This window comes from Salinarchaeum laminariae, from assembly GCF_023204835.1.
Lineage (GTDB): Archaea > Halobacteriota > Halobacteria > Halobacteriales > Salinarchaeaceae > Salinarchaeum > Salinarchaeum laminariae.
Map to the genome: position 1 here is coordinate 2,763,912 of NZ_CP096270.1, position 22,976 is coordinate 2,786,887.

At 63.1% G+C, this 22,976-nt stretch carries 15 protein-coding genes and 2 tRNA genes; 3 read left to right on the top strand and 14 right to left on the bottom strand.

From position 1 onward, the window contains the following. Nucleotide 1: 1 nt before the first annotated feature. The 14 genes from MXF70_RS13255 to MXF70_RS13320 all read right to left on the bottom strand — a co-directional run bounded on the left by MXF70_RS13255 (nucleotide 2) and on the right by MXF70_RS13320 (nucleotide 18,822). Nucleotides 2-2,047, bottom strand: a complete 2,046-nt coding sequence (locus MXF70_RS13255) for a type II secretion system F family protein (RefSeq protein ID WP_248516143.1) — start codon at nucleotides 2,045-2,047, stop codon at nucleotides 2-4. Further along, nucleotides 2,044-5,955 carry an ATPase, T2SS/T4P/T4SS family gene (locus MXF70_RS15455; protein ID WP_248516144.1) on the bottom strand — a complete coding sequence of 1,304 codons (3,912 nt, stop codon included), beginning with the start codon at nucleotides 5,953-5,955 and terminating at the stop codon, nucleotides 2,044-2,046. The genes MXF70_RS13255 and MXF70_RS15455 overlap by 4 nt, the downstream gene beginning before the upstream one ends. Before the next feature lie 547 nt (nucleotides 5,956-6,502). After that, a tRNA-Arg gene (locus tag MXF70_RS13265) sits at nucleotides 6,503-6,575 on the bottom strand. 19 nt (nucleotides 6,576-6,594) lie between these two features. Continuing rightward, entirely contained in the window at nucleotides 6,595-6,876 is a 282-nt protein-coding gene (gene tatA, locus MXF70_RS13270) for a twin-arginine translocase TatA/TatE family subunit (protein WP_248516145.1), read from the bottom strand. Between the two features lie 77 nt (nucleotides 6,877-6,953). Beyond that, nucleotides 6,954-7,199 (bottom strand): DUF7385 family protein, encoded by a 246-nt coding sequence (locus MXF70_RS13275; protein ID WP_248516146.1) that lies wholly within the window; start codon nucleotides 7,197-7,199, stop codon nucleotides 6,954-6,956. 120 nt (nucleotides 7,200-7,319) lie between these two features. After that, entirely contained in the window at nucleotides 7,320-7,952 is a 633-nt protein-coding gene (locus MXF70_RS13280; RefSeq protein WP_248516147.1) for a zinc metalloprotease, read from the bottom strand. A 61-nt stretch (nucleotides 7,953-8,013) separates the two neighbouring features. Then, nucleotides 8,014-9,756, bottom strand: coding sequence for a TraB/GumN family protein (locus MXF70_RS13285; RefSeq protein WP_248516148.1), 1,743 nt, complete (start codon nucleotides 9,754-9,756; stop codon nucleotides 8,014-8,016). A gap of 66 nt (nucleotides 9,757-9,822) precedes the next feature. After that, complete coding sequence (locus tag MXF70_RS13290; RefSeq protein ID WP_248516149.1) at nucleotides 9,823-10,458, bottom strand: GNAT family N-acetyltransferase; 636 nt, start codon at nucleotides 10,456-10,458, stop codon at nucleotides 9,823-9,825. A gap of 113 nt (nucleotides 10,459-10,571) precedes the next feature. Further along, a complete protein-coding gene (locus MXF70_RS13295) occupies nucleotides 10,572-11,000 on the bottom strand; it encodes a NusA-like transcription termination signal-binding factor (RefSeq protein ID WP_248516150.1) in 429 nt (142 codons plus the stop codon). 74 nt (nucleotides 11,001-11,074) lie between these two features. Beyond that, nucleotides 11,075-12,274, bottom strand: a complete 1,200-nt coding sequence (rpoA2, locus tag MXF70_RS13300; RefSeq protein WP_248516151.1) for a DNA-directed RNA polymerase subunit A'' — start codon at nucleotides 12,272-12,274, stop codon at nucleotides 11,075-11,077. Further along, nucleotides 12,267-15,194, bottom strand: coding sequence for a DNA-directed RNA polymerase subunit A' (locus MXF70_RS13305; RefSeq protein ID WP_248516152.1), 2,928 nt, complete (start codon nucleotides 15,192-15,194; stop codon nucleotides 12,267-12,269). Before MXF70_RS13305 ends, rpoA2 begins: the two co-directional genes overlap by 8 nt. A 1-nt stretch (nucleotide 15,195) precedes the next feature. Beyond that, nucleotides 15,196-17,025: a DNA-directed RNA polymerase subunit B gene (gene rpoB, locus MXF70_RS13310; RefSeq protein ID WP_248516153.1), complete on the bottom strand. Its 1,830-nt coding sequence runs from the start codon at nucleotides 17,023-17,025 to the stop codon at nucleotides 15,196-15,198. A 1-nt stretch (nucleotide 17,026) separates the two neighbouring features. After that, nucleotides 17,027-18,595: a DNA-directed RNA polymerase subunit B'' gene (locus MXF70_RS13315; RefSeq protein ID WP_248516154.1), complete on the bottom strand. Its 1,569-nt coding sequence runs from the start codon at nucleotides 18,593-18,595 to the stop codon at nucleotides 17,027-17,029. Continuing rightward, nucleotides 18,595-18,822 (bottom strand): DNA-directed RNA polymerase subunit H, encoded by a 228-nt coding sequence (locus tag MXF70_RS13320; protein WP_248516155.1) that lies wholly within the window; start codon nucleotides 18,820-18,822, stop codon nucleotides 18,595-18,597. Before MXF70_RS13320 ends, MXF70_RS13315 begins: the two co-directional genes overlap by 1 nt. A 314-nt stretch (nucleotides 18,823-19,136) precedes the next feature. On the opposite strand from MXF70_RS13320, the gene MXF70_RS13325 reads away from it, so the two are divergent. The 3 genes from MXF70_RS13325 (at nucleotide 19,137) to MXF70_RS13335 (ending at nucleotide 22,947) form a co-directional block, all read left to right on the top strand. Beyond that, the gene (locus MXF70_RS13325; protein ID WP_248516156.1) at nucleotides 19,137-20,651 is read left to right on the top strand and encodes a receiver/sensor box histidine kinase; all 1,515 of its coding nucleotides are present in this window, start codon (nucleotides 19,137-19,139) and stop codon (nucleotides 20,649-20,651) included. Between the two features lie 88 nt (nucleotides 20,652-20,739). Continuing rightward, nucleotides 20,740-20,812, top strand: a tRNA-Asp gene (locus MXF70_RS13330). Nucleotides 20,813-20,997: 185 nt separating this feature from the next. Further along, nucleotides 20,998-22,947 (top strand): PAS domain S-box protein, encoded by a 1,950-nt coding sequence (locus tag MXF70_RS13335; RefSeq protein ID WP_248516157.1) that lies wholly within the window; start codon nucleotides 20,998-21,000, stop codon nucleotides 22,945-22,947. The last annotated feature ends 29 nt before the right edge of the window (nucleotides 22,948-22,976 follow it).

Sequence of the window (22,976 nt, forward strand, 5' to 3'; positions counted from 1 at the left end):
GCTATCCGACGAACATCCATACAGACAGCGCGATGGTCAGGAGAACGACCACGTATTTGACGCCACTCAGGATGTCCGCGTCGCGCATGTAGCCGCTGATGAACCCCGAGAGGATCGCCTGCATCGTGACCGCGTGGAAGAACAACAGCGAGAGCTCGGATGGGTCGATCGCTCCGAGATTGAAACTTCCACCTGCCTGTTCGAGCGAGTCCTGGTCGGTCCCCGAAGTCAGTTCGGCCATCGTTTCGAGGAACTGCGTCTGTAGAATGGCCATGACCGCCAGCAGCGTGAGGAACGTCATCATGATGATGACGACCTGCATACGCGTCCTGGATTTCCGCTCACGGTTGATGTCGTCTTGATTCTCACTGGCAGTCGCTGCGGTACGGAGAACGTCGGTAATCTGGCTGGACGCCTCCTGGGCCTTGCTGATGAGTTTGACTGTGCGTGCGAGACGCGGAATATGGTACTTGTTGTTGAACTCGACGAGTGCCTCGCGGAGGCTCATTCCGTAGTTGACCTTCGCGTGCATCGTCTGGAACTCAGTTGCGAGCTTCCCGGAGGTGGTGTCCGCGACGGTGTAGAACGACTCCAAGAGCGTCAGCCCGGTGTCGTTCGCACTAGAGAGCTTCCGAAGGTTGTCGGAGAGATTGTTGGTGACCCCGTACCGCGAGCGAACGTTCCACTCGTAGAAGACCGTCAGTGGGACGAGCACCATGTAGGCGGGAAGGTAGACGAAGAGGAAGGTCCCCCAGACTGGCGCGTCGATCATTCCCTGCCAGGTCGTCGGCGCGGACCCGGTTCCGATCGCAGTCCCGACGACTACCAGCGCGAGAGGGACCGTAATCGCCAGCGTGTAGAGCGGACTCTCCCGGAAGAACAGATGCGGCTTCTTGATGATCTGCGTGGCCTCGTAGCTTCCTTCGCGATTCTTGATCCGATCGAAGACGCTGTACTCACCCGTGAACGTCTCGACGAGGCCGAGATTGAGCAGCCCGCTCCGCTGTTGCTGACGGAGGCGTTCGCTACCGCTCCCCGGCATCAGGAAGCCGTCACCAACCTCGTCCTGTTTGACCGTCGAAACTAGAACCAGAAAGCCGAGCCCGGTCAGTGGCACGAGCGCGTAGACCGTTGCGTAGATCATCATCGACTGGGCCTCGCCGATCATCATCATGATGACGAGAATGATGATGAGGAGAAGCGGGAACAGGGAGAGCGTCATGTACATCTCCCCGAACAGCTCCAGGGTCTCTAGGGTCATCTCCTGTTGCTGCTTGGCGGTGCGCATGTGCTTGTCCTTCTTGTCGTCGAGGAACGCCTGCATGTTCCCACCGCTGGAGACGATCGAAAGCATGTCCGTCAGGAACTGCGCAAGTTCGTCACTGGGAGTCGACAGCGCCTGATTTCGGATCGCTGTCCGATAGTCCGTGTCGAAGTACTGCGTTTCCTGAACGATGGATTTGAACTCGCGGGACACCTCACCGTATGTGTCGTCGGCCTCCGCCATCGCCTGGAGGATTTCGAGTTGATTCAGTCCGCCGACCGACAGGGCGTACATGAACGCAACTGCGTCGGGCAGGAGCATGTTGATCTCCCGCTTGCGGGTCGAGGCCCGCGAGTAGGGAACGGCGATGAGCACGCCGAACCCCATCACGAATCCTAAAGATCCGAACACCAGTCCCGTCACCAGAACGAGCAACGGCACCCGGAGCAGTTTCAGTACGTCGGCGACGCCGGAAGAGACGTTCTGAACGATGACTGCGGAGCCGAGATCGATCATACCGGTCGCGAACAGCAGGTAGCCGAGCAGCGTACCGACGATCCACAGCGAGACACCGGTGATCGTTCCGATCGCCAGCGCTCGCGATATGTACAGTTCGACGGTGTCGGCCATTCGGGCCTGTGCGAGCTTCGTCTCCAGATCGCCGACGAACTCGCTGTCCTCTGAAAACAGACGTTCGTAGAGTGGGTAGAAGGCGTCTCCCAGCGAATCGGCTCCCGATACGGTGGTCCCCTGTCCAGACTCGCCGAGGGTATCCAGGCTCATTCGTCCTCGTCTCCGTCGGCGTCGTCGGTCTCACTACCCCCGAACGGACCGTCGTTGCTGAACGGATCGTCGTCGAACGGATCCGACGGCGAATCGGAGTTTGACGTGGTCTCGCTCTCCTCGTCGTCTGGTTGATCGGCGAAGGGGCCGCCACCGGTGCCGCCGAAGGGATCCTCGTCGGTGTCCTCGAAAGGTGAATCGGCGTCGGAATCCGAGCCGAACGGACCGGACGCTTCGGAATCCGAACCTGCCTCGTCCGTCGATTCCGCCGAGAGATCGTCGTCAACGTTGTCCGATCCGGACTCTTCGAGCACGCGGTCGAACGGATCCTCGTCAGGATCGGTGTCCACAGCGTCCTGGGACGCATCGGTATCATCCTGAACAACTGATTCGGCCTGACCAGCGGACTCGTCCTGGGCCACGTATTCGTTTTCGTCAGCGGGTGCGTCGACACCCTCCGCGGGGTCGGCGGTGTCCGTCGCAGCAGCGGCGGCGTCACCATCGTCCGTTTCTGTCGATGGTTCGTCGGCAGAGTCTGGGGGCCCGTCCTGGACGTCCGACGGTTGCTCCTCCGCTGCGTCTGTGGAGCCGGCATCTGTTGACTGGCCGTCCGCCCGATCACTCCCTGTCGTCGATTCGTCACCCGTTCCCGGATCCGCGACAGGTGCATCCGCGTCCTCGACCTCGTCGGTGGAGTCGTCAGCATCGTCGATCGCACTCGCTTCGGCTTCGGCGTCTGGCTGAGTGTCGTCGCCCTCGTCGAGTTCTGGTGGGGACGGGTCCTCGTCGTCCGTCGCTTCGGTCGAGGATTGGTCATCGGGGAGCGCAGATGGCGAGGGTGACTCATCGCTCTCCAGTTCGGCGCCTTCAGACGCTGCGGCGTCGAGCGATGGATCTTCGTCGGCAGCCTCATCCCCACTCTCGAGTTCGGCCTCCGCAGTCGGTCTATCGGTGGTACCGTCCGCCGTTTCATCTGTCGATTCGGTGGCGTCAGGCGCCTCGCTTTCGTCGGGCTCGGCACCTCCTTCGAGTGCTTCCCGCGCGTCCGCCCAGATGTCCTCGGTCTCGTCGTCACCGCCTAACCAGTCGGGACCACCGGAGAAGGGATCGTCCTCGTCGTCCGCCGAGGCGGCCGCCTCCGGTTCGGCCGAATCGGCACCGGCTTCGGCGACGTCGTCTCCGCCGAACGGTGCAGAATCGTCGCCGAAGGTGAACTCGCTCTCGAAGCCGTCGGCAACCTCGCCTTCGAAGCTGATCTCCTCCTCTTCGGGCTCGGGAATCGCATCCTCGCCTGCTGAAACGCCGTCGAGGGCGGTCTCGAGGCCTTCGACCGATTTCCCACGGTACTCGTCGAAGAGCGACTCTTCGGCGTCCTCGATGATACTCATCGCGAGGTTGTACCCCTCGTCGTCGGGGTCGGGTCGTGGAACGAGTTCCTCCTTCGCTGGATCGACGTCGATCAGGACGCTCTCCATCTCGCGGAGGTCCTCGAGGCTGTCTTCGAGCTGACCGTTGGCGATCAACGTGAGAATCGTGTCGGGATCGTTGATGAAGGCCTGGACCGTCGCCGCAACCTCTCGGTACTCGTTCAGGCCGTTTTTGATCAGATACGCGAGGATGATCTCCCGCTTGAACAGCTCCTCCTGAAGGCGCTGATCGTTCCACCCGCGATCGAACTTGATCTCTTCGAGCGTGTTCGAATCTCCCAGCTTGAGGAACTCGTCAGTCTCTGCCTGCCACTGGTAGACGTCCTGAACGTTGATCTCGTCGTTTTCGGCGTCGTAGTGGTTGACTTCAGTTAGCGTCTTGTTCCGGCGAACCTTGTGTCCGTGGACCCTGGTCTGAGTCTGAATCGAGACGAGGTCCAGCGCGGTGAACATCGTCTTCGAGACGTTGATCGGCTCGGTGGTGAACCGCTTGAGGACCTCGCCGACGGAGTCCGCGTGGAACGTCGTATAGGTCGTGTGCCCGGTCGACATGACCTGGAACAGCGTCCGGCCCTCCTCACCACGGATCTCGCCCATCACGATGTAATCCGGTCGCTGGCGCAGTGCGGCCTCCAGCAGATCGAACTCGTCGACGTCACCCTGGGCATCGTCGGAGAACGACGGCCGGGTGACGCTCGCGATCCAGTTTCGCTGTGGCAGTTCGACCTCCCGCGTGTCCTCGATGGAGACGATTTTCGTGTTCGACGGGATGAACAGCGAAACGGCGTTCAGGCTCGTCGTCTTCCCCGACGCAGTACCGCCGGCGAAGATCAGGCTCTTGTGATTCTCGATGCAGAGCCAGAGGAATGCCATCTCCTCGAGTGAGAACGTGTTCCAGTTGATCAGGTCGATCGGCGTGAACGGGACGTCTTTGAACTGCCGGATGGTGTAGTTCGTCCCGTGGTCGGAAACCTCGCGTCCGAGCGTGAGCTGGGCACGCGAGCCGTCGGGCAGGGTCGCGTCGACCTGCGGCCGTCGCTTCGAGATACCTTTTCCGGACCGCTGGGCGAGTTTCACGACGAAGTCGTCCAGTTCGGCCCTGCCGTGGTAGATGTTCGAAATGATCTGCTCGTAGTCGGTGTGATAGACGAAGACGGGGGAGTTGTACCCGTCACAGGAGATGTCCTCGACGTTGATGTCGTGTTTGATCGGGTCGATCCGCTCGTATCCGATGAAGTCCCGTTTCAGCAAGTAGAGTAGCTTCTCAATCTGGTACTCTGAGAGCGTCTCGGCGTCGTCCTCGAGCACTGCGGGCTCCGGCCGGACGCTGATGCCTGCGAGCTGATCGGGTGCCGAGTCCTCCTCGTTTTCGTCGACCTCTCCCCCGTCGTTGAACATCGCCATCAGGCCGGAGAGGATCCCCTCATCACCGCTCGCACCGCCGCCGGTGACGTCCTCGACCGAGCCATCGAATAGATCGTACCGGTCGAGCAGTCGCTTCGTCTCACGCTCGATCACTGCACGCCGTTCCGCTTCAGTGCTGTCCGCACCGGCGGCAACCTCCTCGTCGGCGTACTTGATCGCAGTGCGGAGTTTGCCGATCAGGAACTCGCGGAGGTCGTCTTCGATCTCGTTGAGGTACGGCTCGATGGCGTAGTACTTCTTCTCGTTTTCCTTCCGGGAGTGGAACAAAACGACGAACGCGTACGGTTTGTTTACCCAGTAGCGGTCCTCCTCGACGAAATGTTCCTTCTTCTCCATCGGCACGGCCTTCTCGAGGTCGTACCGGTTCGTGACGGTCGAGTTTCCGTGCTCGTCCGAGAAAAACTCGTCCTCGTCGACTTCTGGTTCGACGTCGACCGTCCGCTTCTCGACGAGTTCGTCGAGTTCTCTGGCGATCGAGCCGGCTCGAGCGAGTTCCTCCTCAGTATCGTCTGCGTCGAAAGACAGGTAGTCAGTGGAGTCGAACTGATCGACCGATCCGTCGGAGTCGCGAGGGCGGGAGCCGTCGTCCTCGTAGTAGTACTCTCGTTTGAAATGCTCCCACATCCACTCGTCCTTGACGACGGGCGTCGTCGTCGGATCGGCGAACTCCTCGAATTCGGAGCTGAGCCACTTGCCGTTCGGACCTGCGGTTTCGACGATCCGCTCTCTGAGGTCGTCCGGGTGAAAGCCGAGATACTCCGCCGGATCGAACGACACGCGGTTCCAGTCCGTGCCAGTGGGGACCTGGCGTTCGACGTCGTCACCGCTGCTCAGACCGACGTCGGCAGCCGCCTGTGACTGGGGCCGCCCGTGCGGGTACAGATCACTTACCTCGTCGTCGAGACCGTGATCCTCCATGAAATCTGCCCACGAGTACCGCCCGACTGCGACGGGATCCGGTCCGGAATTACCCGGAGCCGAGTCGCCCGTGGACTCCGAATCGTCGGACTCCCCAAGCTGTCCGGATTCGGCATTATCAGCCTCGTCAATAGCCATTGCTCACACCGTTCTGCTGGTCAAGCAAAAAACCTTTTGTTAATAAATGTTAGTTGATAATATCGCAGTAGCTCACAGCAGAGACGAGTAAGGCCGGGCTTACCCGGTCACCGTCGGCGATTTACTGACACGAGACGCGAACAGTTTGTGGGTTTATTGTAATTTCAAACCCATAAATATAACTGCCAGGGTGGAAGGAGAGTATCGGGTTTATGTCCCCGGCACCGCTGCGGCGTGTGTTCCACTCACACTCAAGCAATGGAGATACTTCCGTGCTTCGGCCACGGAACTATCCGAGAATCCGTAGGATCGGCACGTGTGGTTCTCGACGTGTGTCGAAGAGACTGGATTATCCACTCCACGTCGCCGAGGAACAGGTCCCGCGTGTCGGTTCGCTCCTTTTGGCGCTGTCGTCCGAAAATCGGAGATTTTCGTGATGACGAACGGGCGCGTCGGCGTCCGTTCGAACCACCCGAGTGCGGCGGGACTGAGCAAATCCAGCGAATATGCGAAGGTCGCCGCGCCCGTCGACGACCGAGTAAAGAGACGGGCGCGGCGGGATTCGAACCCGCGATCCAGGAGTTAGGAACCCCTTGCCCTGTCCACTAGGCCACGCGCCCCGAGAAAAGAAATACCGCGTTACTCGCTGGAGCTGCGGTCGTCGGCTCCGGAGCTGGACGTCTCCGTCGTCTCGGAGGTCTCAGCGTCGCCGTCGACCTGCGTCACGTCGGAGTCCCCACTACGGATGTCCTCGAGTTCCTTCTCCGCCTGCGTCTTTCCTTTCTCGAACTCACCGATCGCCTGACCGGTCGAGCGGGCAAGCTTGGGAATCTTGTTCGCACCGAACAGCAGGATTGCGATGAGCAGGATGACGATGACCTCCGGACCCATCGGAATCCCGAACAGGGGTGTAGCTACCATGTCTACCTCAGCGTAACCGAGGATCGATTATAGGCCTTTTGCTCGGTCAGGGGCCGAACAGCCCCACAAAGCGGTAGCTAATGGGTTAGTACCAACACGCTGTCCTCGGTCCTGGCGAGACAGATCGGGCCGTTTGGGGCACTCGAGAACGTCACCGTCGAATCGTCCGTCACGAACAGACGGTCGAACGGCCGACCGCAGGCGGGACAACCGAGATCGTCGCGGTTCGCGAGTGTCATCGAATCGTCGTCCTGTCGCAACAGCTTCAGCGAAGAGCGATACTCGTGGACGTCGAAATCGTCCTCGACGTCGAGCGTTGCCATAGGAACAGTTCGTCCCGTGGCACCCTATGGGTACTGGTCGCACCTCCTCGGAACAAATCCGAGGAGCGGACCACCTGAGCGCATGTCTCGATAGCTCACCAGAGTGTTCGTTCGCAGGGCCTAGATCGGGAACCCGATCGTCAACAGCACGCCAGCGACCAACCCAACGCTCGCCACGAAGGCCCCTGCAAAGACGGCAGGGTGCCACTCGTAGACCGTCCGCCCGTCGAGAGGCCCGAACGGCAGCAGGTTGAACGCCGCCAAAAACGCGTTGACGAAGACGCCGAACGCACCGATGCGCCAGACGATACCCTCGAAGACCAAGAGGGGAAGGAACACGGCCACGAGCGCGAGATTCGCCACCGGGCCGGCGAGAGCGATCAATCCATTTTCGCGGTTCGTGATTCGCCCAACGTGGTGGACGGCCCCCGGCGCAGCGAAGATGAATCCGGCGAGTGACCCGAGGACGGCGAGCCCGAGCATGTTGTAGTCCGCCCGGAACTCGGCGAGCTGGCCGAAGTGGACGGCGGTCACCTTGTGTGCAAGCTCGTGGAGCATGAAGGCGACGCCGACCGAGAGCAGGCACACTAACAGCAGTTGGACCGCCCAACCAGGGTGATTCGCGAGCGGGGCCGGACGCCCGACGAAGATCGTGAATGCGATGGAAAGGACGATCCACGCGGCGCCGAGGTCGCGGATCTCACGGCGCGAGAAGGCGAGTGACCTGTCCTCCCGACGGTTCTGAACACTCATCTGCGGACACCCACCGATCGGGGACACGCCATCGTAGGGGCAGAGGAGTCCGTAGGCATCGTCAGGTCACCAGCTCGATCAACAGCTCAGCACCGTTTTTCACGCCCTCGAGCATGAGGTCACCGACCTCTCCGATACCCCCCACGCCTTCGAAGAAGAAGGGGAGGACGACGAACGGGAAGAGAATTGAGGCGACGAAGCTGCCGACGTTCGTCATTGCGACCACAGCGATCAGCCGGAACAGCGGCACGTCCAGCATGTCACCGAGGACGTCGCCGATCGGCCGTTCCTGGTCGTCCAGCAGCTCGTTGAGCGTACCGATGTCGGCGACGTTGACCGGCCGATGCCGAAGCTCGACGTAACCAGCGAACCAGCCCGGCGCGAGCAGCGGATTGATGCTCGTCAGCCAGGCGACGCCGCCGCCCACGGCTGCCGAGTCGAGCCGCGCACCGGCGAGCCGAGCGGCGGTGAACGCAAATGCGCCATTGAACAGGAACCAGGCCGCGAAGAGCTTCAGGAGGAAAACGTTCTGTGCGCCACCCAGGGCGAGCAGCCCGAAGAAGGCGATAAAGCCCACCAGCATCAGGTAACCGAATGCCTTCCCCCAGGAGAACCGTCCGGTGGACTCCGTCCCGGTGATCGACTCCATCGACGGCAACGTCTCCGGTGCCGCGAGATACGACTCGATGCCCTCGCGGTGGCCAGCACCGACGATCGCGACGACGTCGTAGCCATCCTCTCGGAGAGCGACCAGTTTGTGGCCGATGTAGGCGTCGCGCTCGTCGATCAAGGCTTCGGCTCCACCGGGAGAGAACTGCCGGAACTCCTCCATCATAGCAGTGACGACGTCGGCGTCGGTGAGCGACTCGATATCGAACTCGTCGAGTTCCTCACCGGCGTCCCCACTCGGCCCGAAGGCCGTCCCCAGCGCCACACCGACTGCGCCGCCGATAGCGCTCCCAGTGAGCGCACCCACGAGCCCCCGCAGCACGGTTCCTCCCATGGCGGTGAAGTCGGGCGGTCCGACCAGTGGGATGGCCGCCCCCGTTGCTGCCAGTGCGCCGCCGGCGACGACCCCACCGAGCAGCCCGAGAGCGGACCGTTCGATTGCGCCGAGATACCCGAGGCCAGGGACGGAGATCGGGGGTACGATCCCCACGCCGACGACCAGCCCGAGAAGGGCACCGACGACGACGCCACCGACAATTCCGGCGGCAATCGTCCCACCGAGCCCGAGGGCGAACACGCCGCCGAGGCCCATCATCGGGGCGATAGCGAGGCCGCCGACGATGCCGAACAGGAGCCCGAGCGCGGCACCCATCGACAGGCCGATCATCGGTCCGTCCGCTGCTCCAACGGCGAGACCGCCGACGAGACCGAGTTTCTCCCGTATCGTCAGCCGTGCCCAGAACCGCTGGACGGTCTGCTGGATGTCGCGATCCACGAGCGCGAGCCCGCGGCCCTGCTCTTCTGCGGTTTCGACGCCCGCGCGCATGTCCGCACCTGGCTCGATGTCGAAGCGATCGCCCAGCCGGTTCTGGACGTAGGAGAGCATCCAGTACGCGAGGAACTGAAAGACGGTGTTGCCCGAGAGCAGATCCGCAGGCTCGAGGTCGTCCGGAGCCTCGTCCTCCACCATCTGGCGGTAACGCGCTTCGTCGAGCTCGACAGCGACGACGTCGGGATCGTGCTCCGTGATCTCCGACCGGACACGGTCCGCACTCTCCTCGGAGACGTGCGCGGTACCGACGACCGTGACTTCACCGGGTCCGCTGGCAGCGTCTTCGCCCGCGGCCTCCTTCATTGCGCCGGGCTATTCGGGCACGGCTCTTACCACTGTCGACACGGTGATTCGGTCCCCATCACCGGATCACGTCTCGGGATCGAACGTCACCGCCGGAGGTTCCCCACGGTTCGCCGCGAACTCCTCGGCGGAGATCGTGTACCGGTGGGCGTCGACGGCACCGCCGGTTTCGAGGTCAGCGGGCTCGAAGTTCCGAAGGAGCCCCTCGTGGCGACCGCCGAACCGGTCGACGTACGCCTCGATCGCACGACGGGATTTTTCGTTGCCGATCATGTGAGTCACCGCGACCACTTCCAGATCGAGGTGGTCGAACGCGACGGCCAGGAGTGCGCCGGCGCGCTCACCGGAGTAGCCACGGCCCCAGAACCCCTTCCGGAGCCAGAGGCCGATCGTACCGAGTCGCTTGTCCCAGTCGACGTGGAGAGCTGTCGAGCCGGCGATCTCGCCGCCACCGTCCTCGCCATCGGCGGGCCGCACGACGTAGCCGGCTGAATCGCCGTCCTCCCACTGGTCGGCCTGACGCTTCAGAAACTCCGCGGTCTCCTTCGGCGTGTCGTGGGGGTCCCAGGGCATGTACTCCGTGACCACCTCGATCCCCTCGTCCGCTGCACAGACCTCGTACAGCACGTTTACGTCGACCTCGTACATCGGTTCGAAGACGAGCCGCTCCGTCTCGATTCGTTCGGGGAAGAGATCATTCACCCCACACGGTGAAGCCCAGCAGTGCCTAATGGTTCGGTTGGTGTGCGAATCAGTGACGGGAACGGAATTGGGACTCGCTCAGAGAAACAGCCATCGGCGAAACACGGAGACGGCTACGCCAACTCGACGTCGTCGAGACCGAAATGGCGCCGGGCCATCGTCCGCGCCGCCTCGACGTTCCGGCCATCTTCTCCGATCGCGACGCCGACGTCGGCGTCGGCGACCTCGGCGTAGGCGACGGTGTCGTCGTTCTCGCTGATCGTGACATTTAGCACTGCAGCGGGCGCGAGTGCGTTCGCCACGAAATCTGTCGGCGTGTCGGCATCCTCGACGAGTTTGACCGTCCGTCCGAGTTCCTCCTCTGCAGCTCGGACGTTTTCGCCACCCGGCCCGATCGCCTGGGCCATGTCGGTGGGCGAGACCAAGACGATCGCACGGTCGAACTCGTCGTCGATCACGCAGTCGATTCCGGCGACGTCGGTCAGCTCCTCGAACAGTGCAAGCGTCCGTCGAGCCTCGTCTGTGAGTGTACGCGAGGTCATTCGCTACGCGAGCCTCCCCGTCGACGTGACTTCGATCGTCGCGCGCATGAAATGAGAATCAGATACCGTCCCGCTCAGTCCGCAGAGCCGTCGGCGACGAACGACCCCATCCGGAGGTCGACGTCACCGGTGCCCAGCTTGATCGGCTTGCCGACGATGACGTTCTCGGTGACGCCGTCGAGTTCGTCGATCTCGCCGTGGATCGCCGAGGAGAGCAGGTGGTTGACCGTGACCTCGAACGCCGCACGGGCGAGCACCGAGTCCTTCGAGCCGGAGATGCCGTGCCGGCCGATGGACTCGATCTCGCCGTTGTTGCACATGATGTCCGAGACGAGCATGAGGTGGCGAACGTTCACGTCGTCGAGACCCTGCTCCTCCAGCGTCTCCATCGTCTCGTTGATGATGGATTCGCGGGCGGCCTCGACGCCGAGGTTGCGGTAGACCTCGTGAATGTCGTTCGTCGAACACCGGGAGGCGTCGACGCCGTCGATGTCCAGCGCCGTACCGAAGTCCGATCCCTCGGTGTAGAGGACGAACTCCTCGCCGGCCTCCGTCTCCTCCTTGCGAACGACGACCCGGCTGATACCCTCGATCCCCTTGAAGGTAATCTCGCGGAGCTCCTCCACGAGCTGGAGGAGATCGCGGTAGGACGGCTCGTCGGGCCCGAACTGGATGGTGGTATCCTGCTGGATCGCTTCGACGCCGAGCGCGGACTCGATCGTGCTCGCGATCTCGGTGGCGACCTCCGTCGCGTCGTCCTCGGTCGGCCAGCGCTCGAGGAGCGTCTCCTCGTTGAGGTCGACGATGACGTTCATGTCCGCGACGTTCGTCGAGACGTCACCGAGCGCGAGGATTTTCGTCGCCTCGATCTGCCAGACGACCTCGTGAGCCTTCTCCCGGCTGTCGGCGTACTCCTCCTCGAGGAACACCGTCATCATCGGCGTGTCGGGTTCCTTCCTGGCGTCCACGAGCTCGATGAGACGCGGAAGTCCCTGGGTAACGTCGATCTCCGCGACGCCCGCGTAGTGGAACGTGTTCATCGTCATCTGCGTTCCCGGCTCCCCGATGGACTGGGCGCTCACGGTGCCGACGGGATCGAGCGGATCGACGCGGGAGTCCATGTACTCCGCCTCGACTGCGTGCGTGATCTCCTCGACCTGCTCGACCGAGTCGACGTCACGGTCCTCGATCGCGCGGTACACTCGCTCTTTGAGGCGAAGCGGGAGCTCGGAGCCCTCCACGACCGCCTCGTGTTGGCTTGTTACGTCAGTCATCGGATTCCACCCGCCAGGACTCGCCGTGTTCGGAGAGGTTCGTCTCCGGGGCCTCCGTGCCGATGAAGGCCTCTTTCTCCTGTTCGCTCTCGAACTCCTCGTCGAGAATCGCGTCGGCGATCCCCTCGACGTCGACGTCGTGGTCCTCCGAAGAGGACACCTCGACGGGCGAGGTGCCGTCCTCGCCGAACTCGAACTGAACGATCGTGTCGGAGGTGTCGCGGACGGTGCCGTCGTACTGGGTCTCCAGCTCGGAGAGCGCGTTGATCAGCCGACGCTGGAGATAGCCGGACTTCGACGTCCGGACTGCCGTGTCGACGAGCCCCTCGCGACCACCCATCGCGTGGAAGAAGAACTCCCGCGGTTCGAGACCGTCGGTGTAGGAGTGCTCCACGAAGCCGTGGGCGTCGGCGGAGAGATCGTCTGCGCTGTAGTGACTCAGCGTACGCCCCTCGTACCCGCGGTTGATTCGTTCGCCACGAACTGCCTGCTGACCGACGCAGCCGGCCATCTGCGTGAGGTTCAGCATCGACCCACGCGCACCGGACTCGGCCATGACGACCGCCGGGTTCTCCTCGTCGAAGTTCTCCTCCGCGATGTCACCGGCGTTGTCACGCGCTTTGCCGAGCGTCTGCATGATCCGCATCTCGAGCGTCTCGTCGACCGTTCGGCCGGGCAGGGATTCGAGTTCGCCCGCACGGTAGGTCTCGATCAGCTCGTTGACGCGGTCGTAGGCGTCCTCGATCGTCTCGTCGATGCGCTCCTGGGCTGCCCCGGAGATCGTCTCGTCGTCGATCCCGATCGAGAACCCGAAGTGCATGATCGTCCGCATCGCGAGCGCGGCGACCTCGTTGACGAACTCGCGTGCTCGCGTCTTCGAGTACTCCTTCGCGATCGTGTCGACGACCTCGCCGCCGAAGGCACCGGCGGCGTCCTCGTCGATGGTCCCCTCGATCAGGTCGCCGTCCTCGATGACGACGGTGTCGCCGGCAGAGGACGTGAACTCGAGATCGAGACCAGCAGGTAGCAGCTCCGAGAAAAGGGTGTGGCCGGACCAGAACGGTTCACCCTGCTCGTCCTGGCCGTCCGCCTCGGGCAGCTCGTCGATGCTGGTCTGTCGAAGCAGGTCGAGTGCCTGCGTCTCGTTGAAGCCGGGGTTCTGGTTCGTCAGTAGATAGAGCCCGGAGATGTGGTCCTGGATGGCGCCGATGATGTTCTCGCCGAAGCGGGGCGAGAGGATCTGCTCCTGGACCCGCATGAGCACGCGGGCCTCTGCACGCGCCTCCTCGTTCTGGAGTGCGTGCATGTTCATCTCGTCGCCGTCGAAGTCCGCGTTGTACGGCGGACAGACCGTCGTGTTCAGCCGGAACGTCTTGTACGGCATCACGACGACCTCGTGGGCCATGATGGACATCCGGTGCAGCGACGGCTGCCGGTTGAAGATCACGATGTCACCGTCGACCAGGTGTCGGTTGACCTCCCAACCGGGTTCGACCTTCTCCGCGAGCTCCTCACAGTTCTTCTCGGTCACCTTTAGTCGGCGACCGTCGGGTCGGCGAACGTAGTTCGCGCCCGGGTGGGCCTCGGGCCCGTTGGAGACGTAGCCACGGGCCTTCGGGAGGTTCCGCTCGTTGACGTTCATCGTCTGTGTCATCTCCGTCGCGACGCGGTCGGGGACACCGACCTCGTTGAGCGAGAGCGTCGGGTCCGGAGAAATGACGGTCCGTGAGGAGAAGTTCACGCGCTTCCCGGAGAGGGATCCGCGGAACCGACCCTCCTTCCCCTTGAGCCGCTGGGAGAGGGTCTTCAGGGGCCGGCCGGAGCGGTGTCGTGCCGGCGGTGTTCCCGAAATCTCGTTGTCCATGAACGTCGTAACGTGGTACTGGAGCAGCTCCCAGAGGTCCTCGATGATCAGCTGGGGTGCGCCGGCCTCACGGTTCTCCATGAACCGCTGGTTGATCCGGATGATGTCGACCAGCTTGTGGGTGAGGTCGTCCTCGGAGCGCTGCCCGTTGTCCAGCGTGATCGACGGTCGCGTGGTGACCGGCGGGACAGGGAGGACGGTGAGGATCATCCACTCGGGCCGGGATTTCTCCGCGGAGATCCCGATCGTCTCGATGTCCTCGTCCGGAATGGCCTCGAACCAGTCCCGGATGTCGCTGGGCATCAGCTTGTTCGTGTCCTCCTCGGTCAGGTCTTCGTCGAGCGCCTTCTCGAGGGCCTTGCGGTCCTCCTCTCGCGGGCGGTGCTCGCCCGACATGATCGACTGGATCCGATCGAGGGGGATCTCGGTCTCCTCTGCGAGCTCCGGGGGCGCGATGCCCTCGGAAATCTCCTCGCCGTCTTCGTCCTCCTCGGGCTGCATCGCGGCGGCGATGCGCTCGGAGTAGTCGGCGGCCAGCACGTCCTGTACCTCGTAGTACGTGGTCGGCTTCTCGTGCTGGATGTCGTACTGAACCTCGCCACAGTGGGGACAGCGATCCTTCTTGCGGGCCTGCCGGATCGCGGCCTTCGTGACGTCGTCGACGTCTTCGGAGAGCTCGCGGGTCCGGTCGAGGTTGCCACGGAACTCCTCCTTCTCCTCCTCGGTGAGACAGAGCCGGGAGCACTCCCGACAGGTCCCACGCAGCAGGCGGCGGATGAGTTTCGTGAAACCGACGTGAATGACGGGCGCGGCGAGTTCGATGTGGCCGAAGTGGCCGTTACAGGAGCCGGATCGCTTGCCGCACGTCTTGCACTCCAGCCCGGGGTCGATCACGCCCAGTCGCGGGTCCATGAGCCCCATGTCGATGGGGAACCCGTCGTCGTCGTACGTGTCGGCCGTGATGACCTTCGTCGCGCTCATCTCGCGGTACTCCTCGGGGTTCATCAGGCCGAAGCTGAGCGACCCGATCGTCTTGGGTGTCGTTTCTCGGACCATGTTAGACTGCGTCCTCCAGTTCGAGGCGCGGAGCGATGCCGAGCGCCTTCATCTCGTCGAGCAGGAGCTTGAACGCGTAGCTCATCTCGATGTCGTGGATATCTGTCTCCTCGTCGCAGTTCGGACAGTAAACGCGACGTTGCTCGACGTTCTCCACGGCAGCCATTCCACACTGTGCACAGATCGGGATGAACTCGCGGTCGGACTCGTCGAGCAGGCGCTCTTTCAGCGTCATGGCAGCGCCGTGCCCGATGAAGACGTCCCGTTCCATCTCCCCGATACGCAGGCCACCTTCCCGCGCTCGACCCTCGGTGGGCTGGCGGGTAAGAACCTGCACCGGCCCGCGCGAGCGGGCGTGGATCTTGTTGGAGACCATGTGGTAGAGCTTCTGGTAGAAAATACAGCCGACGAAGATCTCCGCGTCGATCTTCTCGCCGGTGACGCCGGAGTACATGACCTCCTTGCCGGAGGATTTGAAGCCGTGATCCTCCAGCGAACCGCGCAGCTCATCTTCGTCCTCACCGAGGAACGGCGTTCCGTCGACGCGCCGGCCTTCCAGCGCACCGACCTTCCCGCCGATCATCTCGAGAATGTGGCCGACCGTCATCCGCGAAGGGAGCGCGTGCGGGTTGACGATCAGGTCGGGGACGACGCCGTCCTCCGTGAACGGCATGTCCTCCTGCGGTGCGATGTGGCCGACGACCCCCTTCTGGCCGTGGCGGGACGCGAACTTGTCGCCCATCTCCGGAATCCGCTCGTCACGGACGGAGACCTTCGACAGCTTCGAGCCGTCCTCGCCCTCCATCAGCGTGACCGTGTCGACGACCCCGGACTCTCCGGAGCGCATCGTCACGGAGGTTTCACGCCGCTTCTGGGGTGAGAGACCGCCCATGTCGTCGGGCTCCTCGAGGAATCGCGGCGGCGAGGTCTTCCCGAGCAGCACGTCGTTCTCGCCGACCTGAGTCTCGGGATTGACGAGGCCGTCGTCGTCGAGGTGGGTGTACGCCTCCTCCCCGCGTGCGCCGCGAACGTCCTGATCGGGGATCTCGAAGTGGTCTTCCTGTCCACCGGGGTAGCGGCGTTCCTCGCCCTCGTAGGTACGGAAGAAATGGGAGCGAGCGAGCGCGCGGTCGACCGAGCCCTGGTTGAGGATGAGCGCGTCCTCGATGTTGAACCCCTCGTAGGACATGACCGCGACCGTGAAGTTCTGGGCCGCGGGGCGGTCGTCGTACCCGATCTGTTCGGTGGTCTGCGTTTTGACCATCGAGAGCTGCGGGTAGTGGAGGAGATGCTGGCGCGTGTCCGGTCGGATCCGGTAGTTCGCCGCCGGCAGTCCGAGCGACTGCTTGATCATCCCTGCGCCCATGGTAATGCGGGGACTCGCGTTGTGCTCGGGGTAAGGGATCATCCCCGCGCCGATACCGAACATCAGCTGCGGGTCGATCTCGAGGTGCGTGTGGTCCTCCGTCAACTCCTCCTCGTCGACGGCGACGAAGATGTCCTCCTCTTCCTCGGCGTCGATGAACTCGACGTAACCAGCCTCGACGAGATCCTCGAAGCTGATGTCACCGTCTTCGAGCGCGTCGAGCTCGTCGTCGTCGAGCAGCGGCTCGCCCTCGTCAACGACGATCAGCGGACGGCGGGCTCGGCCCGCGTCCGCGTTGATGATGACCTCCTGTGTCCGGTCCTTGACCGAGACGTTGACCATCTCCGAAACCTCGCCACGGCGGCGGGCCTCGCGTACCTGTGCTGCGAGCCGTTCGGGGTCGGGATGCGTCCCGACCAGGCTCCCGTTGACGTATACTTTCGCCTCGCGCTGTTGGCTTGCCATGTCAGTCTCCCTCCGCTCGTCGCTCGACGCCCTCGATGCCGGGGATACCCTCGACACCCATCGACGCGAGCTCCCGTTTCAGTTCCCGGTCGTCCTCGATGTCCTGTGACAGCTCCATCGCCTGGGCGAAGTTCTTCACCAGCCCACAGTTCGGTCCCTCCGGCGTCTCGGAGGGGCAGACGCGGCCCCACTGCGTGGCGTGCAGGTCGCGTGCTTCGAAGTGTGGCTGCGATCGGCTCAGCGGAGAGCGCAGACGGCGAAGGTGTGAGAGAACGCCCATGTGGTCGGTGCGGTCGACGAGCTGTGAGACGCCGGAGCGACCCCCGACCCAGTTCCCGGTGGCCAGTGGGTGCTCGAGGCGCTCGGTGAGCACGTCGGAACGAACGACGGTCGATACCGAGAGATTCCGGTTACGCATGTTGGCGCGCTCGAGCTGGTACTTCACGTCGCGTGCCAGCTTGTTGAGTGCCGTCCGGAACAGGTCGGTCATCAGGTCGCCGCTGACCTTCAGCCGCTTGTTCGCGTAGTGGTCCTTGTCGTCGGATTCGCGGCGTTCGAGTGCGAGCTCGAAACAGGCCTCGGCCATCCGGCACAGGTAGAACGACTTGTTGATGCGGACCTCCTCCTCGTCGACGCCCTCCTCGTGGAGGTGCGGCAGGAGGTAGCGGTCGATGACGTAGTTGGCGCGTTTGAGCTGGTAGTTCTTGCCCTGCCCGCTGGCAACGCGCTCGCCGAGAGTCTCGATGGCCTCCTCCTCGGTCTGAACGTCCGCGGCCTCCAGATTCTCCAGCATGAACTTCACGATGTCCGGGTCGTCGGAGACGCGGTGAACGATCTCCTCGTCGGACTCGAGACCGAGCGCGCGGACGAGCGTGACGAAGTCGATGCTTCCCGAGACCGACGGGAAGGAGACCTCGAGCAGCCCCTCGCGGTTGCGCTCGACGAGCACCAGCGCGCGGTAGCCACGGCGCTGGCTGAACGTCTTGGCGACCTGAATCTCGTCGCCGTACTTGGTGTCGTACTCCGCGAGGATCTTGTTCGGTGCGAGGTCCTCGCTGGTCATCAGCACGCGCTCGGAGCCGTTGACACAGAAGTAGCCGCCGGGGTCGGCGGGGTCCTCTCCGATCTCGATGAGCTCGTCGTCGGAGAAGCCGTTGATGTTACACTTGTTCGACCCGACCATGATCGGCATCCGGCCGATCTTGGTCTCGGTCCGGTCAACGACCCGATCCTCGCCCTGCTCCTCGTCGCCCTTCACGATCGCCATCTCCATGAAGACGGGCGCGGAGTAGGTGATGTTCCGGAGGCGCGCTTCCTGCGGGTAGAGCAGCTCCTCGCTGCCGTCTGCCTCCCGTACGCGGGGGGTGACGACCCGCACTTCGCCGAGCTCGACGTGGACGGGTTCTTCGCCCTCCTTGTCGCCGATGTCGGTGTCGATGGTCTCCTTCTCGTCCACGACCTGCTGCATGCCCCGGTCGAGGAAGTCGTTGAACGATCGGAAATGATGCTCCGCCAGTCGTTCCTGGGAGAAGTACTCCCGGGAGATCGCGCGTCGATCCTGTCGATCCATTAGTCTACCACCAGTCGGTACGTTTTGGCGCGGTCGGTCGTTCGGGAATCCCTGATGATCTCGATCACGTCGCCGACGGTCGCCTCGTCGGGGAGCGCCGGATCGGACCGTTTGATCTTGGGCAGGTCTGTGCGTTTGATGTCGTACTCGTCGAGCACCTCATCGAGGGTGGCGTCCTCGACGACCTCGTGCTCTGGAACGAGTTCGTGCTGGCTGACGTCTACCATGTGTTGACTAGGGGAGAAGCGGCTGTCACGAGATACTACAGATAGCTACGCAGCGGCAACCCCTTAACGCTTGTTACATCCGCTGGCAGAGGCTACGGCCGACCCCGCCGATCGCCGCGTTCGAGACGACGTGTAACGATGTGTACCTACGGCTTCGCCACTCGTCCTAATAGTCGTTTGGGAGATTCCAGCATACCGTAGAAGGCGCCAGCGTCGACCGGAGCGGAACGAGCCTGCGCTCGACCGACCGAGTAGTTTCTCGAGCCCGCAGGTGGGCAAGAGTGTTTATCCACCCCCCACTGCAACGATACCCCGTGTCAGCGTGCATCGCGTACGTCTCTGGAGACGGCGACCTCTCGCACGATCTTCGGACGCTCGATGCTGACGAGGAGTTCGACGTCGCGCATGTCTCGGCAAGCGGCGGTGGGCTCGAGCGACCGCTTCCAGACGATGCTGCCTGCGTTCTCGTCGATCACGACCCACCGACAGTGGACGGACTCGCAGTCGCAAGCTGGGTCAACGATCGGTATCCGTCGGTTCCGATCGTGCTCTACCCGTCCCAGCCCTCGGAGGTACTGGCGGCGGCCGCTGTCAACGTCGAAATCGACGCGTACGTGCCCGTCCGCGATGGCGGCAGCGTCGATCTACTTCGCTCGCAGCTTCGGCGGCTAACTACCCGTCCCACGCAGGCGCCGGGAAACGAAGACGAGGAGCAAGGCCGCCCGTCGACAGCGTCCACGGTGCCGGCCGAATCGATGCCGATGTTCGAGGCACTGCTGACGAGTCTGCCGCGCTGGGCGTCGATCTACGTCAAAGACCGTCTCGGTCGACACCTCGCGGTCAGTGGCTCTGCGATCGCCTTCGACGAGGAGAGTGTCATTACGACGGCGGACGGGAAGCGCCTACACAGCCGAGAGGACCTGCTCGGGAAGACGGATTTCGACCTCTACTCCCCAGAGCTGGCCGAGGAAACCCACCTGCAGGAACGGCGGATCATGCAAACCGAGGAGCCGATGGTCAATTTCACCGAATCCGCCGAGGATCCACTCGGCGATACCTTCCACAACTCCACGACCAAAGCACCCTGGTACGACGCAGACGGCACCGTCGCCGGGATCGTCGGCATCACGGTCGAAATCACCGATCGAATCGAGCGCGAGCGTGCGCTCGAACGCCAGAACGAGCGGCTCGACCGATTTGCCGGCGTGCTCTCACACGACATTCGGAACCCACTCGCCGTCGCCACCGGACAGGTCGATCTGCTCGGCGAGTACGACCTTCCGCCGGGAGCCAGGGATCGCCTCGAGGACCTCGAGTGGTCGCTCGATCGGATCGAGGCGCTGATCGAAGACACGCTCGCCCTCGCACGCGAGGGCGCGGCCGTCGAGGATCCAGTGTCGGTCGATCTGGAAGACGTCGTCCACAGCGGATGGCGAGTCGCGGGCGACGATCGTGGTCAGCTAGCGATCGACGGTCCACTCCCGAACGTCTCCGGCGATCCCGATAGGATTCAGCGATGCTTCGAGAACCTCTTGGTGAACGCGCTCGATCACGGTAGGGCCGAAAACACGCCTGATACCTTGACCATCACCGTCGGGGCATTCGACGACGGGTTCTACGTCGCCGACGACGGCTGTGGCATCCCGGAGAACCGCCGGGAGGACGTCCTCGAACACGGTTATTCGACGCAGGACGACGGGACGGGCTTCGGCCTCGCGATCGTCGCCGAGATCGCCGCAGCCCACGAGTGGACACTCGAAGTGGTGGCGCCGGAGGACGGCGGCGCTCGTTTCGAGTTCCACGACGTCGCACTCGTGACGGATGAGTGAGCCGAGCGAGCGGACGTGCCCCCTTCACATACCGGGATTCTTTGCAAAGTCTTAAGTTGTATTCCCGGTCTACAGTTGAGTGTAGTCAGCCCGGATGGTGTAGTGGCCCATCATACAACCCTGTCACGGTTGTGACGCGGGTTCAAATCCCGCTCCGGGCGTATTCTGTCGCGAACCTACGAACGAAGAGCGAAGCCGGTGAGTGAGTCCGTTACGTCTACCGATACGAAGTCGTGAGGTCTCGCAGAAAATACGTATCGGAACCGTGCTTCCCCAGCAGACAGTAAATCCCATCGGTGGACTGGCCGATACATAGAAAACCGCCTAGAGCCTCAGTACGTCAAGAATGGAGGCGGCCGATTATCGTCGCGAAATACACGACACGTTCTCCGGAGGCACGGGTGACCTCGACGCGAACGTCCATCGAGCCCTGGAGATCGGTAGTGCGTATCTCGACCTGCCGATCGGCTTTCTCACGAAGATCGACGAGGGGACACAGACAATCGTCGAGGCTGTTGGCGAACACGAACTCATCCAGTCCGGGAAAAACTGTCCACTCGAAGAGGCGTACTGTCAGCGCACCGTCGAGATGGACAACGCACTTGCGATCCAGCATATCGGAAGGTCGTCGGAGATCCCCCAGACTGCCTACGACATCTTCGGGCTGGGGGCGTACATCGGCGTACGGATCGAGGTGAACGACGACGTCTACGGAACGGTCTGTTTCGCGGACGGGGCCGAGCGCGACGAGCCCTTTTCGGACGCCGAACAGTCGTTCGTGGAGCTGCTCGCGACGCTCATCGGGCAGGCGCTCGAACACCGCGAATACAGACGGGATCTGGAGGAACGCAACGAGCGTCTCGAAGCCGAACGCGACCGAATCGAAGCCATCGCTACGAACAGCTTCGACGTGCTGTACCGCCTCGATACCGAGGGCACCTTCACCTACGTCTCTCCGTCCGTGGAACGCATGGTGGGGTACGATGCAGACGAGCTGGAAGGAACCTCGTTCACGGAGTACCTCACCGAGGAATCGACACGGGATGCACTCGACGCCCACGAGGCGATCCTCGACGGGGAGACGGTCCAACAGCTGGAGGTGTCGTTCGTCGACAGCGAGGGCGAGAGGGTCATCCTCGAACTCAACTCCTCGCCGATCGAAACCGACGGATCGATCGTCGGTGCCCAGGGCGTCGGCCGGGACGTCACCGAGCGGCGCGAGCGGGAGGCCGAACTCCGCATCAAAAATCGGGCGATCGACGACGCAGACGTCGGCATCTCCATCGCCGACGCCCAGAGCCCCAGGACGCCGCTGGTCTACATCAACGAAGGGTTCGAACGGATCACCGGCTATGCAAGCACCGACGTCGTCGGGAAGAACTGTCGGTTTCTCCAAGGGCCGGCGACCGACGAAGCATCTATCGAGGCGCTCCGCTCGGCGGTCGAGACGGACACTGCGACCACGGTCGAACTGGTCAACTACCGTGCGGACGGGTCGCCGTTCTGGAATCAGGTACGGTTGAGCCCGATCGAGACCGACGGGGCCGTGACACAGTTTCTCGGCTTTCAGGACGACATCACCGAGCGAAAGCGTACCGAGCAGCTCGTCCGGTTGCTCAACCGCGTCCTCCGACACAATCTCCGCAACGACATGAACGCCATCCTCGGCTACGCCGATCTTATCGAGACTGGCGACGGGAGCAATATCGCGGAGTATAGCGGCCAGATCCAGCGTACGGCCCAGAATCTCTCGGCGCTGAGCGACGCAGCCAACGATCTGGAACGGGTGGCCTACGAGCAACGCGATCCCAAGCGAATCGATGCCGAAGATCTGCTCGAATCGGTCGCCAGCGTCCAGCGAGATCGGTGTCCAGCGGCGACCATCGACGTCACGATCAACTGTGTCAGGGATATCTGCAGCGGCGGCGAACTGGAGGACGCGCTCACGGAGCTCGTGATCAACGGCATCGAACACAGTGAATCCCCGGAGCCGTGGGTCGCACTCCGCGCCGACGGCGGAGAGGACTGGGTCGAAATTACTGTCGAGGACGACGGACCGGGAATCAGCGAGATGGAGACTGCAATCGTCGACGAGGGCCGGGAGACCCCACTCGATCACGGCTCCGGCCTCGGCCTCTGGCGCGTCAACTGGATCGTGACGCGCTACGGTGGCTCCTTCAAGATCGAAGCGGTCGAGGACGGCCACGGCTCGATCGCGACGATCAGGCTGCCGAGCATCGGCGAGGACGACACTGTCGAGGAGACCGCACGCCGACCGACGGTGTTGTTCCGATAACGCTGCGGACGAGCAGCGTCCACGACGCA

Bases quoted from the DNA above. Each gene is read 5' to 3' on its own strand.
- MXF70_RS13255 (WP_248516143.1), bottom strand. From the start codon at position 2,047: ATGAGCCTGGATACCCTCGGCGAGTCTGGACAGGGGACCACCGTATCG.
- MXF70_RS15455 (WP_248516144.1), bottom strand. From the start codon at position 5,955: ATGGCTATTGACGAGGCTGATAATGCCGAATCCGGACAGCTTGGGGAG.
- tatA (WP_248516145.1), bottom strand. From the start codon at position 6,876: ATGGTAGCTACACCCCTGTTCGGGATTCCGATGGGTCCGGAGGTCATC.
- MXF70_RS13275 (WP_248516146.1), bottom strand. From the start codon at position 7,199: ATGGCAACGCTCGACGTCGAGGACGATTTCGACGTCCACGAGTATCGC.
- MXF70_RS13280 (WP_248516147.1), bottom strand. From the start codon at position 7,952: ATGAGTGTTCAGAACCGTCGGGAGGACAGGTCACTCGCCTTCTCGCGC.
- MXF70_RS13285 (WP_248516148.1), bottom strand. From the start codon at position 9,756: ATGAAGGAGGCCGCGGGCGAAGACGCTGCCAGCGGACCCGGTGAAGTC.
- MXF70_RS13295 (WP_248516150.1), bottom strand. From the start codon at position 11,000: ATGACCTCGCGTACACTCACAGACGAGGCTCGACGGACGCTTGCACTG.
- rpoA2 (WP_248516151.1), bottom strand. From the start codon at position 12,274: ATGACTGACGTAACAAGCCAACACGAGGCGGTCGTGGAGGGCTCCGAG.
- MXF70_RS13305 (WP_248516152.1), bottom strand. From the start codon at position 15,194: ATGGTCCGAGAAACGACACCCAAGACGATCGGGTCGCTCAGCTTCGGC.
- rpoB (WP_248516153.1), bottom strand. From the start codon at position 17,025: ATGGCAAGCCAACAGCGCGAGGCGAAAGTATACGTCAACGGGAGCCTG.
- MXF70_RS13315 (WP_248516154.1), bottom strand. From the start codon at position 18,595: ATGGATCGACAGGATCGACGCGCGATCTCCCGGGAGTACTTCTCCCAG.
- MXF70_RS13320 (WP_248516155.1), bottom strand. From the start codon at position 18,822: ATGGTAGACGTCAGCCAGCACGAACTCGTTCCAGAGCACGAGGTCGTC.
- MXF70_RS13335 (WP_248516157.1), top strand. From the start codon at position 20,998: ATGGAGGCGGCCGATTATCGTCGCGAAATACACGACACGTTCTCCGGA.